The sequence below is a fragment of the Pseudonocardia yunnanensis genome (assembly GCF_039534065.1).
In the GTDB taxonomy this organism is placed as follows: domain Bacteria; phylum Actinomycetota; class Actinomycetes; order Mycobacteriales; family Pseudonocardiaceae; genus Pseudonocardia; species Pseudonocardia yunnanensis.
The window spans coordinates 190,428-206,279 of sequence record NZ_BAAAUS010000059.1; the positions used below are offsets into that span (position 1 = coordinate 190,428).

Consider the following 15,852-nt stretch of genomic DNA (forward strand, 5'->3'; position numbering starts at 1 on the left):
GACGTTACGCGAGCCGACGCATCCCGGCCGCCCGCAGCGCCCTGGACGGCACGGGGTCGTCGCCGCAGGAGGCGGGGCGTGGTCGGCCTGCCACCTCGGCGACGTCGACCGACCAGCGCCTGCCGTCCTGCGCCGTGACGATCGCCCCGCCCGGAGCGTGGCCGACGTGCAGTACCTCGGCGTCACGCAGCCCTGTGGCAGCGCGGACCGCCAGCTCGGCCACCTGACCCGCCGGCGTCCACGTCGAGCGTCCGCGGCACATCGCCGTCTCGACCTCGCCCGACGCCGCCGCCTTGTATGCCGCAACCGCCCCTGCCTGGTCGAGCCGTCCGTAGACGTACCCGGTGGGGAGGACGAGCGCGGTGGGGGCGAAACGGTGGCCGCCGAGGTGGGTGCACTCCCAGACGTCCAGCTCGTCCACGCCGGTGAGGGCCATGGCGAGCGCCCGGCCGTCGAGGGCACAACAGCGGTCACGCCTGCCGTGGGTGCACACCAGCAGCAGGGGGTCGGGGACGGCGGCACCGGGCAGCGACTCGCCAGGGCCGGGCAGGGTCACGTCGGCGAGCTCCGCAGGCCCGGCCACCGTGAGCACGGTGGTGTGGGCCGTGCCGGGAGCGGTGTCGGTGAGGTAGATGCGCGAGGGGCCGTCGGGATCGTCGCACTGCCTGCCCGGACGCCGGATGAGGAGCAGGCGCCATCCGCCGGCCTCGGCTCGTGCGGCGAAGGCCGCGACCGACGGGTCGGCGTGGCTGCCGACCGCCCGTGGCCACGCGCCCCGGTGCTCCACACACACCCAGCGGGACGCGACAGGGCTCGTTCCGGCCAGCGGTTCGTCGAGAGCGCGAGCGAGCACCGCGCACCGTGCAGCGCCCACCCGTCCGTCAGCCATCGCCGCCAGCGTATCCAAGGCTGCCCTAACTCAGGCGGGTGACACCTCCTTCAGCTCCGGTCGGTGCCGAGCTCCCGGTGCACGACCTTGCCGGTGGCGTTGCGCGGCAGTTCGTCGACGAACTCGACGTCACGGGGCACCGAGAACCGGCTGAGTTCGGCACGCACCCAGCCACGGACGTCGTCGGGGTCGACGGAGGAGCCGGGCTCGAGCACCAGGTACGCGGCCAGCCGTTGGCCGTACTGCTCGTCGGTGACGCCCGTCACGGCGGCCTCGCGCACCTCCGGCCGGGCGGCCAGCAGGTCCTCCACCGGTCCGGGGTGCACGTTCTCGCCGCCGGAGACGATCATGTCATCGGCGCGGCCGGTGAGGTGCAGCCTGCCGTGCTGGTCGAGCCTGCCGATGTCGCCCGTGCCGAGCAGCCCGCCGGAGCGTTCGACGTCGGAGCCCTCGCGGGTGTAGCCCTCGAACGGCATGTCGTTGCGCACGAAGATGCGCCCCTCGGTGCCGACGGGAACGGGCTGTCCGTCCTCGTCGAGCACCACGAGCTGGGTGCCGGCCGGGGCCCGTCCCGCGGTGCCGGGTGCGGCGCGCAGGTCGGCGGGCGAGGCGATGCTCACCCAGGACACCTCGGTGGAGCCGTAGAGGTTGTAGAGCACGTCGCCGAAGCGGTCCAAGAACGTCGTGGCGAGATCGGCGGGCAGGGCCGACCCGCTGACGGCCACGATCCGCGGCCGGTGCGTCGACCACGCGGCGTCGAGCTCCGCGGCGGGCAGTTCCAGTACCCGTTTGAGCATCACCGGAACGGCGAACACGGCGTCGCAGCGCTGTTCCTCGGCCGCGTGCAGGAAGCCGACCGGGTCGAACTTCCGCCGCAGTACCACCGGCGCTCCGTGCAGCGCGGCCAGCTGGAGCGCGGCGAAACCCCATGTGTGCAGCAGGGGTGCCGCGATCAGCACCGGCTCGGCCGCGCGCAGCGGGATCGTCGACAGGATCGCCGCCGCGGGGGCGAGGCTGCGGGGTGGCGGGCGGCGCGCGCCCTTGGGCGTGCCGGTGGTGCCGGAGGTGAGGACGATCGTGCGGCCCGCAGGAGGTCGCAGCGGCAGCGGACCGGAGCCGTCCAGCTCGGTGAGGTCGTGGACGACCGAGCAGTCCTCCGGCAGCCCGGCCAGCGCTGCGCCGAACTCCGTGTCGGCGACGACGGTGTGCAGCTTCTGCTCCGTCGCGACGTCACGGAGCTGCCCGGCCGAGAGCCCGGTGTTGAGCAGAACGACGTCCGCCCCCAGCTTGCCGACCGCGACCTGTGCCTCGACGGCGCCGCGGTGGTTGCGGCACAGCACCCCGACGCGCACCCCGGGACCGACGCCGGTGGCGGCGAAACCGCGGGCCATGGCGTCCGTCCGGCGGTGCAGATCGCCGTAGGTGAGCGAGCCGTCCTCGTCGATGATCGCGGTGCGGTCGGGATGCCGGGCCGCCCCCATCTCGTAGATGGCCGTGATGCTGAAGCCGTAGCGCACCAGCCCCAGACCCATTCCGAGCAGCCGGTCGGGGCGAATGGGGCGGACCACACCGGAGCGCGTCAGCGCGACGATCGCGCGTCCCGATCCGACCGCTTCCTCGGCGCCCGCCTGCACGGTTGCCAGCACCCGCGTGAGCACATCGATCACGGCCTCAGTCTCCCAGCGGTAGGTGTGACCCCGCAGCGCTCAGCGACGCGATCCACGCGTCTGTGCACTCAGCGCTGGGGTTGCGGTTGCGCGGGCACGGTCAGGTCGTAGACCATCTGGCCGCCGACCTCGGAGCCCGGGTAGTTGGCCTGCACCCACTTCGTGACCGGAGATTTGGAACGATGACTGGGCTCCGGGAGGACGAAGTAGTGCACCTGGTGCGTGGCGCTGAACTGTTGGAACTGTTCGAGCGTGGGCGCCGGGTCGTTGCCGTTGAACCCCCCGATACACATCACAGGGGTGAGGCTCGCCAGCGCGGGAACCGCAGCATCGCGGCAGCCCACGGTCGCGGCGGCCCATTTCGTTCCCGCCTGCTGCAGCAGCGTGATGAACGCGGGCTCGAATCCCAGCTGTGGGGTGAACAAGGCGGTATCCCCCGATGGGGACGAGGGATCGAAGTCAGCGGGCTGGTCGTCGGAGCCGTCGTCCTTCGTGCCGTGGTCGGCGGGCGGGCCGGCGAGCGGCTTGCTGCCGTGCGGTGTCGCTGCGGTGTCGATGGCGTAGACGAACGGTGCGATCAGCGCGGTGAGCATGATCAGGGCGACGGCCGCAGTTTCCCAATGCCGTCCGGCGGGCCGCGCCAGCAGGCCGATCACGGAGAGCACCCCGAAGGAGATCACCACCCAGCGCAGCCATGGCAAGAAGTTCGGTGAGCGCTCCAGCAGCACCACCGACATGGCCGTCGTGAGTGCCACGATCACCGCGAGCGTGATCCGGCCGTGCTGTGTCGCTCGGTGTTTCCACAGCTCGCGTCCGCCGATACCGACCAGGCCGGCGATGCCGGGGACGAGCGTCACCGTGATGTAGGAGTGGAAGTCACCAGCGACGAAGCTGAGGATCAACCCCGTCACGAGTGTCCAGACGCCCCACAGCAGCAGGGAGGCGCGGATGCGGTCGGTGCGTGGGGCGCGACGGGTCAGCCAGAGCCCGATCAGCAGGAGGACCAGTGCAGCCGGCAGCAGCCATGCCACCTGCGAACCCACCTCGTCACTGAACATGCGACCGATGCCGGGAGTGCTGGCGAAGCCGCCCCCTCGCGTCGCGCCGGTGACGACGTGCTTGTCGTCGCCGACGAGCCGGCCGATCCCGTTGTAGTCGAGTGCGAGGTCGAGCACGCTGTTGTCCGCGGAGCCACCGATGTACGGGCGGTCGGCGGCAGGCCACAACTCGACGATGGCCACCCACCATCCGCCTGCCACGACGATGGCGACGCCCGAGGCGAGGAGTTGGCCGATGCGGCGCCACAGGCCGGTCGGAGCTGCCACGAGGTAGGCCAGCGCAAGCGCGGGCACGACCATGAAAGCCTGGCCCATCTTGGTCAGGAACCCGAACCCGAGGAGCACTCCGGCGAGCAGCAACCAGCGGGTGGATGCGGACTCGATCGCGCGGACGGTTGCGTACGCCGCGCCCACCATCAGCAGTGTGGCGAGCGCGTCGGGGTTGTTCATCCGGAACATCAGCACGGCCACGGGCGTCAGCGCCGTCACCGCGCCCGCGAGCAAGGCGGCGTTGGCTCCGCTGACCCGCCGCACGGTGGCGTAGACGAGAGCGACCGTGGCCACGCCGGTCAGCGCGATCGGGACGAGCGTGCTCCACGGGGAGAAGCCGAAGATCCGGCTGGACAATGCCATCAGCCACAGCGAGCCCGGTGGCTTGTCCGTGGTCGTGATGTTGCCGATGTCGAAGGAACCGAAGAAAAAGCCCTTCCAGCTCCTCGTCATCGACCAGACGGCCCCCGCGTAGTACGTGTTCGAGTAGCGAGAAGCGCCCAGATCGGACACGTAGAGAGCGGCGGTGGCCGCGAGCAGAACGCCCAACGCGAGACGATCGCGCCGGATTTGCGGCAGTGCCCCGATTCGGGGGAGCCTCGCGGCGACGGTTGCGGTCACAGGTTGATCTCCTGAGCGTCAGGGGCGCTGGAGCGCCTCGGGCGGAAGATCCACGAACGGAACGCGACGAACCGCAGGATCGTTGCCAGTGTGTTTTTTGCGGCGATGAAGACGATCAGCGCCGCCCGTGGTAACGCCGTCAATGGAATGAATCAGGCAGCCCTTGTGCCCTCCAAAATTCGGCTATGTCGAGACCTGAGGCCTATATGAGCACGTGAGCGGTCAGGCCTGGGGCTGTGGTTGCGGAGGCCGGGTCAGGTCGTAAAGCATCTGCCCGCCGACCACGGAGCCAGGATAGTTGGCCTGCACCCACTTCGTGATCGGAGATTTGAAACGCCGACTGGGCTCCGGGAGGATGAAATAGTGCACCTGACGCGCATCGATGAAGCTCTGGAACTGTTTCAGCGTGGGCGCCGGGTCGTTGCCGTTGAACCCGGCGATGCACATCACTGAGGTGAGGCTCGCCAGTGCGGGAACCGCGGCATCGCGGCAGCCCACCGTCGCCGCCGACCACTTCGTCCCCGCCTGCTGCAGCGCCGTGACGAACTGGGGCTGGAATCCCAGCAGCGGAGTGAACAGCGCTTCTGTACCCGACGGGGCGGAGGGGTCGAAGTCCGCGGGCTGTTCGTCGGAGTCGTCGTCCTTCGTGCCGTAGTCGACCTTGGGGCCTGCACTCGGCTTTTCGGCGTGTGGTGTCACCGCGGTGTCGATGGCGTAGGCGAGCGGTGCGAGCAACGCGGTGAGCGTCGCCAGGGTGATGGTGATCGCCCCCCAGCGCCGTACGGCCGGCTTGGCCAGCAGCGCGACCACGGTGAGCGCACCGGCGAGTGCCACCAACCAGCGCAACCATGGCAGGAAGTCCGGGGAACGCTCGAGCAGCACCACCGCCCAGGCCGCCGTGACCGCCACGGTCACCGCGAGCGCGATCCGGCCCTTCTGTGTCGCCCGGCGCTTCCACAGTTCGTGGCCGCCGATGCCGACCAGTGCGGCGATGCCGGGGACGAGCGTCACCGTGATGTAGGAGTGGAAGTCACCAGCGACATAGCTGAGCACCACCCCCGTCACGAGCGTCCAGACGCCCCACAGCAGCAGGGATGCGCGGACACGGTCGGTGCGTGGGGCGCGACGGGTCAACCAGAGCCCGATCAGCAGGAGGATCAGGGCGGCGGGCAGCAGCCATGCCACCTGCGATCCCACTTCATTGCTGAACATGCGACCGATGCCGGGGCTGCTGGCGAAGCCGCCGCCTCGCATGCCGCCGGTGGTGCCGTGCTTGTCGTCGCCGACGAGCCGGCCGACCCCGTTGTAGTTGAGCGCGAGCTCCAGCACGCTGTTCTTCTGCGAGGCACCGATGTAGGGGCGGTCGTCGGTGGGCCACAGCTCGACGATGGCCACCCACCATCCGGCCGCCACCACGATGGCGACGCCGGACGCGAGGAGTTGCCCGATGCGGCGCCACACGGTGGTCGGGGCGGCTACGAGGTAGGCCAGCGCAAGCGCGGGCACGACGATGAAGGCCTGGCCCATCTTGGTCAGGAACCCGATGCCGAGCAGCAGCCCGGCGAGCAGCAACCAACGGGTGGACGCCGACTCGATCGCGCGGATCGTGGCGTAGGCCGCGCCCACCATGAGCAGGGTGGCGAGCGCGTCGGGGTTGTTCATCCGGAACATCAGCACGGCCACCGGCGTCAGCGCCATCACCGCACCTGCGAGCAGGGCGGCGTTGGGTCCGCTGACCCGCCGCACGGCGGCGTAGACCAGGGCGACGGTCGCCACGCCGGTCAGCGCGATCGGGACGAGCATGCTCCACGGGGAGAAGCCGAAGATCCGGCTGGACAACGCCATCAACCAGAGCGAGGCCGGGGTCTTGTCCGTGGTCGCCACATTGCCGATGTCGAAGGAACCGAAGAAGAAGGCCTTCCAGTTGTGCGTCATCGACCAGACGGCCGCGGAGTAGTACGTGTTCGAGTAGCGAGAAGCCCCGACATCGGACACGTAGAGAGCAGCGGTGGCCGCGAGCAGCACGCCCAGTGCGAGACGATCGCGCCGGACCTGCGGCATTGCGCCGACCCGAGGGACCCTCTCGGCGGCGACTGCGGTCATGGCCGGGCCTCCTGGGTGGCCGCGGTGACCGCCCGGCGAGGCCGGAAGATCCACGACCGGAACGCGATGAAGCGCAGGATCGTCGCAACCCCGTTCGCGGCGACGAGCACGATCAGCTCCATGACTCTGCCCGCTTCCGGTGCCCACTGCTTCAGCGCAGCCAGAGCCGCCGTGGTGAGGGCGAGCCCGAGGCCGAACACGACCAGGCCCTGGAAGTGGTGGGCCGCGGCCGCGGCCCCGCCACGGACGCCGAAGGTGACCCGGCGGTTCGCAGCGGTGTTCCCGATGGCCGTGACGACCAGCGCCACCAGGTTGGCGTTGAAGGCGCCGAGCGAGCCGCGCATCAACGCGTACAGGACGAGGTAGACGAGAGTGCTGATCACACCGATCGCCGCGAACCGGATCAGCTGACCCGGCAACCCTCGCGGTACACCGGCGACCTCCGGCCCGGTGAGTGCGCCCCGGCCGAGCTGGCCGCGCAGCTCCTGCACCGGGAGCCGGCCCGCGGCGAGTGCCCGGCCCACCCGGACCACACCCTTGAGGTCGGCCATTGCGGTCTTGACGATGTCCACCCGGCTGTCCGGGTCGTCCACCCAGTCGACGGGCACCTCGTGGATGCGCAGGCCGCTGCGCTCGGCCAGCACGAGCAGTTCCGTGTCGAAGAACCAGCCGGTGTCCTCCACCAGCGGCAGCAGCCGCTGTGCGACGTCGGCCCTGATGGCCTTGAAGCCACACTGAGCGTCGGAGAACCTGACGGCCAGCGCCCCGTGCAGCAGGATGTTGTAGGCGCGGGAGATGAACTCCCGCTTGGCACCGCGCACCACGCGGGAGCCGCGACCGAGGCGGGTGCCGATCGCCAGGTCGGAGTGTCCGGAGATCAGCGGCGCCACCAGCGGGAGCATTGCTGCCAGATCCGTCGACAGGTCGACGTCACAGTAGGCGAGCACCTGCGCGTCGGACCTCGACCAGGCCGCCTGCAGTGCCCGGCCACGGCCCTTCTGCACCATCGTCATCGCGGTCACACCGGTCAGCTCGGAGGCGAGCTCGGCGGCGATGCGCGGCGTCGCGTCGGTGCTCGCGTTGTCGGCGATCGTGATCCGGAACGAAAAGGGAAGGTGCTCGCTGAGGTGGCTGTGCAGGCGGTGAACCGATAGGGCCAGATCTTTTTCCTCGTTGTAGACGGGGACGACAACGTCGAGCACAGGAGGGAGAGACCGGCCGGCGGGGGCGATATGCGGGGCGCTGTCGACGCTCATGTCGGCGATCGTTGGTGGGATCGCTGTCCGGCCGTTGTGCCGATCCTGTGCGCGGGCTGTGCGTCGGCCCCTCCGGCTGTGATGCTGCTCATGCGACAGCAACCTCGTCCGTCCGCCCGTTTCGCGAGGTCAGACACGGTCCGGCGTGGACTGTCGCCGGGGCGAACCTTGTCGCCAAGAGATCGGCATCCCCCTCCGCGGGCGATCAGTGCATCGGCCGGGTCAGGTCGTAGAGCGTCTGGCCGCCGACGTCGACGGGGGTGAAGGAACCCTCCACCCACCGGGCGATCGCGGACCGCTCTTGCCCTCCGGAATGGCTCCGGTTTCCCGCGAAGAAGTAGTGCACCTGTCCCGCGGCGACATATCCCTGGAACTGCGCGAGGGTGGGAGCAGGATCCGCGCCGTAGAACCCGCCGATGGCCATCACCGAGGTCCCGCTGGCCAGGGCGAGGGGCGCGGCGGCCTGGGCGCCGACCGCGGCCGCCGACCACGTCGTCCCCGCGTGCCGCAGGAGCGTGACGAGATCGGGAGCGATCTGCGGATCGGGTCCGCCGACCAGGGCCGCCACCCCCAACGGGAGGGAGTCGGCATGTTGCCGGAGCTGCTCGAGGAACAGGCTCTCCGCACCCGTGGGTGGTCCGGCGTTCGGCGTGCTGCCGGTGTGCGGAGTCGCCGCGGTCTGCACGGCGTAGGCGGCAGGAGCGAGGCCACCCGTGAGCAACACCAGGAGCGCGGTGACCGCGCCGAGACGCCGCCCGCCCGGCCGCACCAGCAGTAGGAGTACGGCCACCACGCCGACGGCCGCCACCACCCAGCGCAGCCACGGCAGGAACTCCGCGGAGCGGTCGAGTATGACCACCGACCACACCGCCGTGCCGGCGACGACCAGCGCCGCCGCGGACCGGCCTGCCCACGTCGCCCGGTGGAGCCACAGCTCGCGGCCGCCGATGCCGACCAGTCCTGCGATCCCCGGAGCCAGCGCCAGCGTGTAGTAGGAGTGGAAGATCCCCGACGCCAGGCTGAAGACCAGCGCTGACACGACCGTCCACGTACCCCACAGCAGGAGGGACGCCCGGGTGCGGTCGATGCGAGGGGCCCGCCGTGTCGACCACAGCCCGATCACGAGGAGCGCGAGCGCGGCCGGCAGCAGCCACGAGACCTGCGAGGCCACCTCGGTGCCGAACATGCGGGTGAGCCCGGGTCCGCCGCCGAAGCCCGGGAAGCCACCCGTGGGGGCTGGATGTGGCGGCATCGCCTCGTGCGGGGCTCCGGCCGGAGGGTGCGCCCCTGCGTCCCCACCGGAGGGGTGGGGCATTCCGAAGTGACCGAAGATCCGGCCGAGCCCGTTGTAGCCGAGTGCGAGCTCGAGCACGCTGTTGGTCGCCGAGCCGCCGATGTACGGACGGTCCGCGGCGGGCCACAGATCCACGGCGGCCACCCACCAGCCTGCCGCCACGACGAGGGCGATCCCCGCGGCGACGAGCTGGCGGACCCGGCGCCAGAACCCCGTGGGCGCCGCCACGAGATACGCCAGTGCGAGCGCGGGCACCACGATCAGCGCCTGTCCCATCTTGGCCAGGAACGCGAACCCGATGAGCACCCCGGCGAGCAGCAACCACCGCGTGGAGGCGACCTCGACCGCCCGGACGGTCGCGTATCCGGCGGCCACGATCAGCAGCACGAGCAGCGCGTCGGGGTTGTTGAACCGGAACATCAGCACGGCGACGGGCGTCAGCGCCATGGCGGCGCCTGCGAGCAGTCCGGCGTCGGGTCCGCTGACCCTGCGCACCGCGGCGTAGAGCAGGGCGACCGTGGCGACGCCCATCAGCGCCTCCGGCACGAGCATGCTCCACGAGGAGAACCCGAAGATCCGTCCCGACAGCGCCATCACCCAGAGCGACGCCGGTGGCTTGTCGACGGTGATGACGTTGCCCGCGTCGAAGGAGGCGAAGAAGAACGCCTTCCAGCTGCGGGTCATCGACTGGACGGCCGCGGCGTAGAAGCCGTTGGCGAAGCCGGACGCGCTCAGGTCCCACAGGTACAACACCGCGGTGCCGGCGAGCAGCACGGCCAGCGCGAGGCGCTCGTGCCGGCGCCGGGGCGGTGGCACGGCCGTGACGGGAGGCGGACCGCTCGGGGCGAGGGTGGCCGTCATGGCGCCACCGGCTTCGTCAGGTCGTAGAGCGTCCGGCCGTCGACCGTGACCGGGGTGAAGTTCGACGCGACCCAGGTGGCGATCCGGATGGCTTCGTCGCTCCCGCCGCTCGCGGTGTCGTCCGGTCCCGCGCCGCCGACGAACCAGTGCACCTGCCCGTCGGCCACGAGCTGCTGGAACCGTTCGAGCGTCGGCGAGGGATCCGTACCGTTGAACCCACCGACGGCCATCACCGGTGAACCGGTGGCCAGCTGGTAGCCGGCGGCGCTGTTGGACCCGACGGCGGCCGCGACCCACGTGTAGTCGGCGGCATCGTGTTCGAGGAGCGCGTCGACGTCCGGCGAGATCGCGGGGGAGTCGAGGAGTGTGGCGAATCCGCCGAATCCGCCGCTGAGCAGCCCCCAGCGCGCCTGCCCGGCGCCGATCCCTGGCTGGCGCGGGCCGGGCCGAGCCGGGCGATCGGCCCCGTTCTTGCCGCCGACCCCGTGCAGCCCGGGTAGTCGCAGCCCGGACAAGGGGAAACCGGACCGTTGGGGCCCCGCGGAGGGGATCGCTCCGGTGTGCGGGACGGCCGCCGTGGCCAGGGCGAATCCGCTGGTGCCGGCGAACGAGGCCACCACGGCCACGACCGCGACCACCGCTGCCGGCCCGTACGGCAGCCGGTGCACGACCAGCAGTCCCGCCACACCGACCACGCCCGCGACGAGCACCGCAGGCGCGAGCCAGGGCTGCCATTGCGGGCTCCGTCCCAGCAGCACGAACGCCCATCCGGCCGTCAGCGCGACGAGCACGGCCAGGATCACCCGCGGGGCGACCGCGGCCCGGCGCCGCCACAGCGTCACCGCCCCGATGCCGACGAGCGCCGCGATGGCGGGCGCCAGCGCGACCAGGTAGTAGGGGTGGAAGATCCCCGCCATCAGGCTGAACACCGCGGCGGTCACGAGCAGCCATCCGCCCCAGACCACCGTGGCCGCCCGCAGCCGATCGGTACGCGGGGCCCGGCGCGTCGACCACAGCAGCACGACGAGCAGCACCACCGCCGCCGGCAGCAACCACGACGCCTGCCCGCCCAGCTCCGCGTCGAACAGGCGCGTGAGGCCGGTTTCGCCCCAGCCGCCCGTCCGGCCGCCCGCCCCACCGCCGACGCTGCCGACCTCGTTGCCGGTCAACCGGCCGAAGCCGTTGTAGCCGAACACCAACTCGAGCACGCTGTTGGTCTGCGAGCCGCCGATGAAGGGCCGCGAGTCCGCGGGCCACAGCTCGACGACCAGCACCCACCAGCCCCCCGCCATCACCAGGGCCGCGGTCGCCAGCGCGAGGTCGCGCACCCTGCGTCCGACGGTGACCGGCGCTGCCAGCAGCCACGCCGCCGCGAACGCGGGCACCACCAGGAACGCCTGCAGCATCTTGGTGAGGAACCCGAGCCCGATCAACGCGCCGGCGAGCACCAGCCACCGTGTCCGGCCCGACTCGACGGCGCGCAGCGTGCCGTAGGCCGCCGCGACGAGCAGGAGCGTGAGCAGCGCGTCGGGATTGTTGAACCGGAACATCAGCACGGCGACGGGGGTGAGCGCGAGCGTCGCACCGGCCAGCAACCCGGCCGCAGTGCCCGCGGTGCGCCGTACCGAGGCGTACAGCAGCCCGACAGTGGCGACGCCCTCCAGCGCCTGCGGGACGAGGATGCTCCAGCTGCTCAGCCCGAAGAAGCGCACCGACAGGCCCGTGACCCACAACGCCGCAGGCGTCTTGTCCACCGTGATCGAGTTGGCGGCGTCCGAGGAGCCGAAGAACCACGCCTTCCAGCTCACGCCGCCTGCCTGTGCGGCCGCGGCGTAGAACGCGTTGGCCCAGCCCGAGGCCGAGAGCCCCCACAGATACAGCGCCGCGGTGGCTGCGAGCAGGACGACCACCGCGCCCCGCCGGGCCAGGGACGAGCTACGGCGCGGCCGCGGATGCCCGATGTGTGGCGGGTCGGCGGTGGCCGCAAGCGTGGTGGTCATATGTGCCGAGGCTGGAGATTCGGCCTGTGCCATCCCAATGGGATGCCTGTGCGGCGGCTGTGATTCCGGACGACGCTCCCGTGATCACCCGAACAGGACGCGGGGCGCTCCTGACGAGGGAGCTCAGGGCCGGGGCGGGTGGGGCACCGGCGCCACATCGCCGGTGGCCTCCGCCGGGGCAGCGGTGGTGTCGGTGCTGTTCACGGGGGCTGCGGCATCCGTGCACACGCCGTCCGCAGCAAGGTCGGACGGTGAAAGGCCGCTGTGTACCACGCGCAACGGCACCGTCTGCTCGGGCGCGACACTCGGCAGGCGCACGATGAACGCGCTACGGCCCGGGACGCTGGCGACCCGCACCGAACCCCCGTGCGCGGCGACAACGGCGTCGACGATCGCGAGCCCCAGCCCGCTGCTGCCGTTCGCCCGCGACCTCGACGTGGAGCCACGCGCGAACCGCTCGAACACGTGGGGCAGCAACTCGGGCGCGATGCCCGGCCCGTCGTCCACGACCTCCAGCCGGGCGCCTGCGGACTCCACGGCGAGGGCGACCGTCACCGTGGTGCCCTGCGGCGTGTGGGTGCGGGCGTTGGCGAGCAGGTTGGCGAGCACCTGGGCCAGCCGCAACGCATCCCCGGGCACGGTCACCGGCTCCTCGGGAAGGTCGAGCTGCCAGCGATGCCCGGGGCCTGCGGCGTGCGCATCGCTCACCGCGTCGACGACGAGCCGTGTCAGGTCGACCTCGCGGCGCTCGAGCGGCCGGCCCGCGTCGAGCCGCGCGAGCAGGAGCAGGTCCTCGACGAGCGTGGTCATCCGCTCGGACTGGGCGGAGATCCGCACGAGTGCGTACTCGGCGTCGGCCGGTAGCTCGCCGCGCCTGCTCAGCTCCGCGTAGCCGCGGATCGCCGCGAGCGGGGTGCGTAGCTCGTGGCTTGCGTCGGCGACGAACTGGCGCAGCCGGGTCTCGCTGTCCTGGCGGGCCTCCAGCGCCGCGCCGACGTGGTCGAGCATGTGGTTGAGGGCCGCCCCGACCTGGCCCACCTCGGTGTGGGGGTCGGTGTCGGGCACCCGTTCCACCAGCGAGACCTCACCGCGGTCCAGTTGGAGCGTGCTGACCCGGGCGGCGGTGGCCGCCACCCGTTCCAGCGGTTCCAGCTCCCGCCGCACGAGGACGGCACCGGTGAGACCCGCGCCCAGCAGCGTCACCGCGGCGACGATCAGCTCGGTGGTGACCAGCCGGGCCACCGTGTCCTGCACGGTGCGTTCGGTGAACCCGGTGACGATCACGTCGCCACTCCCGCCCGGCAACGCCACGAGACGGTAGACGCCCAGCGGGCCGAGATCGGCGCTGAGCGGCGCGTGGTCCACGGGGACAGCGGCCAGGTCGGGGTATTCCTCGGGCGACACCGGCTGCACCCCGCCGTCGCGGGTGAACACCCACGCGGAGAGCACCTGGCCGTGCCGGAGGACGGCGCTCAGGCTGTCGGCCGGGCGCAGTCCGGGCCGTTCCTCGGCGTCGAGCGGGGGCAGCAGCGTCGAGTCCGAGTCGATGCGGGCGAGCACTCGGCTCGACACCCGCAGGTCGCCGTCGAGCCTGCTGAGCAGGAAACCGCGCAGTGTCAGGGCCGTGACCAGTGCGACCACGGCCGATGCGACGGCGAGGAGCAGCAGCAGCGTCGCGACGAGTCGCGTCCGCAGCGAGCGGCTCCTCACCCCCCGGCCGCCGGTTTGAGCACGTAGCCCGCGCCCCGGACCGTGTGGATCATGGGCGTGCGACCTGCGTCGATCTTCTTGCGCAGGTAGGAGACGTACAGCTCGACGACGTTGGACTGGCCGCCGAAGTCGTAGTTCCACACCCTGTCGAGTATCTGCCCCTTGGACAGCACGCGCTTGGGGTTGCGCATGAGGTATCGCAGCAGCTCGAACTCGGTGGCCGTCAGCTCCACGGATGCATCGCCCCGGCGCACCTCGTGGCTGTCCTCGTCCAGCACGAGATCGCCCACGATGAGCTCGGAGCCCTGCCGGGCCGCCGCCATGCCGGAGCGGCGCAGCAGGCCGCGCAGCCGGGCGACCAGCTCCTCCAGGCTGAAGGGCTTCGTGACGTAGTCGTCGCCGCCTGCCGTGAGCCCGGCGATCCGGTCCTCCACGGCGTCCTTGGCGGTCAGGAACAGCACGGGGACGTCGGGGGTCTCCGCGCGCATCCGGCGCAACACCTCGAGGCCGTCGAAATCGGGCAGCATCACGTCGAGGACGACGGCATCGGGCCGGAACTCCCGCGCGGCCCGGACGGCAGAGGTGCCGTCGGCCGCGGCGCGCACGTCCCAGCCCTCGTACCGCAGAGCCATCGACAGCAGATCGGACAGCGAGGCCTCGTCGTCGACGACGAGGATCCGGATCGGGCTGCCATCGGCCCGCCGCAACGCCGTGGCCTGGTCCCTCATCGTCGACATGCTAGCCAGCGTTGCGCGCAGGACTGTGCCGTCGATGGGCGAAACCTGTGCGCCCGCTGTGGAACCGCCGGACTCACTGCGTCGTCCAAGTGCCCATCGATCAAGTGAAGCCGACCGTACCCGAGGGGAACGAGATGGACGTGTTCGAGGGATGGCCCGCCGATGCCACGGTGTTCCTGGCCGAGATCGCCGCCGACAACAACCGCGAGTTCTGGACTGCGCAGCGCCACCGACACGCCGCCGCGGTGCAGGCGCCGATGCTGGCCCTCGCCGCTGAGCTGACCCCGGAGTTCGGGCCGGTCCGTGTGTTGCGGCCTGCCGTCAACAGGCGGTTCCGGCCCGACGCCCCGCCGTACCGCACCGATACCGGGGGTGTGGCCACCACCTCCGGGGGGTCGGCTCTCGCCGTGGTGCTGTCGGCGTCCGCGCTGTCGGTCACGGCGGGGCACTGGTCGTTCGACGCCGGTCAGCTCCGGCGGTACCGGGCGGCGGTCGACGGGGCGGCGGGGGAGGAGCTCACCGCAATGCTCGGCGGGCTCCACGGTCTCGTGCCCGATCCGGGACGCCCACTCACCGGCACCCCACGCGGCTACGGCGCCGAGCACCCTCACATCGCGTTGCTGCGCAGGCGCGGCCTGCAGCTCACGGGTTCCCGGCCCGCTGGTGAGTGGCTCGCCACGCGCCAACCGCTGGAGTGGGTGCGTGCCACGTGGCGCTCGGCCGCCCCGGTCCTCGCCTGGCTCGACGAGCACGTGGGCGCCGCCGAGCCGGTGCAGCGACCTCGGCCGGTGCCGGAAACGCCGGTGGTGCCACTGCCGTCGTGAGCTCCGTCTCGGGGCCGCCGGGCACGGGCACTGCGCTGCCACGTCGTCGGGCCATTCCTCGGCGGGAATTGTCGGTCGCAGTGTCCGGAGCGACGCTCGTCGCATGCCCACACAAGAGATCCAGGAGATCGCAGTGCCGGACGCACAGGAGCTGAGCCACCGCTACACGTCCGTCTGGAACGAACCCGATTCCGAACGGCGCAGGCAGCTGATCGGCGAGCTGTGGGCCGAGGACGGTGTCCAGCTGTTGCAGCCGCCGGAGGCGGTCGTCGCAACGGCGAGTGCGCTCGGGGTCACGCCGACGTTCGAGGTGCGGGGGCACGCGGCCCTGGAGAACAGGGTCACCCTGGCCTACGAGGAATTCGTGGCGCCCGGCAAGCACGTGTTCCGGACGCGTCCCGACGCCGTCGCCCTTGCCGGCGTCGTGAAGTTCCACTGGGAGATGGTTTCGCTGGCCGACGGCGAGCCGGTGGGCGGCGGCCTGGAGTTCCTCGTCCTCGACGGGGACGGGCGCATCCGCACCGACTACCAGTTCATCGGCTGACCGGCGCGGCCCCGGTGT

At 71.5% G+C, this 15,852-nt stretch carries 11 protein-coding genes; 2 read left to right on the forward strand and 9 right to left on the reverse strand.

The window, feature by feature from the left end; translation table 11 throughout:
* Nucleotides 1-4: 4 nt before the first annotated feature.
* The 9 genes from ABD743_RS40050 to ABD743_RS40090 all read right to left on the reverse strand — a co-directional run bounded on the left by ABD743_RS40050 (nucleotide 5) and on the right by ABD743_RS40090 (nucleotide 14,457).
* Complete coding sequence (locus ABD743_RS40050; protein WP_344729222.1) at nucleotides 5-889, reverse strand: ferredoxin family protein; 885 nt, start codon at nucleotides 887-889, stop codon at nucleotides 5-7.
* Between the two features lie 50 nt (nucleotides 890-939).
* A complete protein-coding gene (locus tag ABD743_RS40055; RefSeq protein WP_344729224.1) occupies nucleotides 940-2,556 on the reverse strand; it encodes an AMP-binding protein in 1,617 nt (538 codons plus the stop codon).
* Between the two features lie 68 nt (nucleotides 2,557-2,624).
* The gene (locus ABD743_RS40060) at nucleotides 2,625-4,433 is read right to left on the reverse strand and encodes an ArnT family glycosyltransferase (RefSeq protein WP_344729226.1); all 1,809 of its coding nucleotides are present in this window, start codon (nucleotides 4,431-4,433) and stop codon (nucleotides 2,625-2,627) included.
* A 294-nt stretch (nucleotides 4,434-4,727) separates the two neighbouring features.
* Nucleotides 4,728-6,608, reverse strand: coding sequence for an ArnT family glycosyltransferase (locus ABD743_RS40065; RefSeq protein ID WP_344729228.1), 1,881 nt, complete (start codon nucleotides 6,606-6,608; stop codon nucleotides 4,728-4,730).
* On the reverse strand, nucleotides 6,605-7,864 hold the full coding sequence (locus ABD743_RS40070) for a bifunctional glycosyltransferase family 2/GtrA family protein (RefSeq protein ID WP_344729230.1): 1,260 nt from the start codon (nucleotides 7,862-7,864) through the stop codon (nucleotides 6,605-6,607). Before ABD743_RS40070 ends, ABD743_RS40065 begins: the two co-directional genes overlap by 4 nt.
* 205 nt (nucleotides 7,865-8,069) lie before the next feature.
* The gene (locus ABD743_RS40075; protein ID WP_344729232.1) at nucleotides 8,070-10,019 is read right to left on the reverse strand and encodes a glycosyltransferase family 39 protein; all 1,950 of its coding nucleotides are present in this window, start codon (nucleotides 10,017-10,019) and stop codon (nucleotides 8,070-8,072) included.
* Nucleotides 10,016-12,019: a glycosyltransferase family 39 protein gene (locus ABD743_RS40080; RefSeq protein WP_344729234.1), complete on the reverse strand. Its 2,004-nt coding sequence runs from the start codon at nucleotides 12,017-12,019 to the stop codon at nucleotides 10,016-10,018. Before ABD743_RS40080 ends, ABD743_RS40075 begins: the two co-directional genes overlap by 4 nt.
* 123 nt (nucleotides 12,020-12,142) lie before the next feature.
* Nucleotides 12,143-13,729, reverse strand: a complete 1,587-nt coding sequence (locus ABD743_RS40085; RefSeq protein WP_344729236.1) for a sensor histidine kinase — start codon at nucleotides 13,727-13,729, stop codon at nucleotides 12,143-12,145.
* The gene (locus tag ABD743_RS40090) at nucleotides 13,726-14,457 is read right to left on the reverse strand and encodes a response regulator transcription factor (protein WP_379658954.1); all 732 of its coding nucleotides are present in this window, start codon (nucleotides 14,455-14,457) and stop codon (nucleotides 13,726-13,728) included. The genes ABD743_RS40085 and ABD743_RS40090 overlap by 4 nt, the downstream gene beginning before the upstream one ends.
* A gap of 143 nt (nucleotides 14,458-14,600) precedes the next feature.
* Here ABD743_RS40090 and ABD743_RS40095 point away from each other — a divergent pair, with 143 nt between their 5' ends.
* Together ABD743_RS40095 and ABD743_RS40100 are read left to right on the forward strand one after the other, a co-directional pair.
* Nucleotides 14,601-15,290, forward strand: coding sequence for a DUF2461 family protein (locus tag ABD743_RS40095; protein WP_344729240.1), 690 nt, complete (start codon nucleotides 14,601-14,603; stop codon nucleotides 15,288-15,290).
* Nucleotides 15,291-15,393: 103 nt separating this feature from the next.
* The gene (locus ABD743_RS40100; protein WP_344729242.1) at nucleotides 15,394-15,834 is read left to right on the forward strand and encodes a hypothetical protein; all 441 of its coding nucleotides are present in this window, start codon (nucleotides 15,394-15,396) and stop codon (nucleotides 15,832-15,834) included.
* Nucleotides 15,835-15,852: the final 18 nt, after the last annotated feature.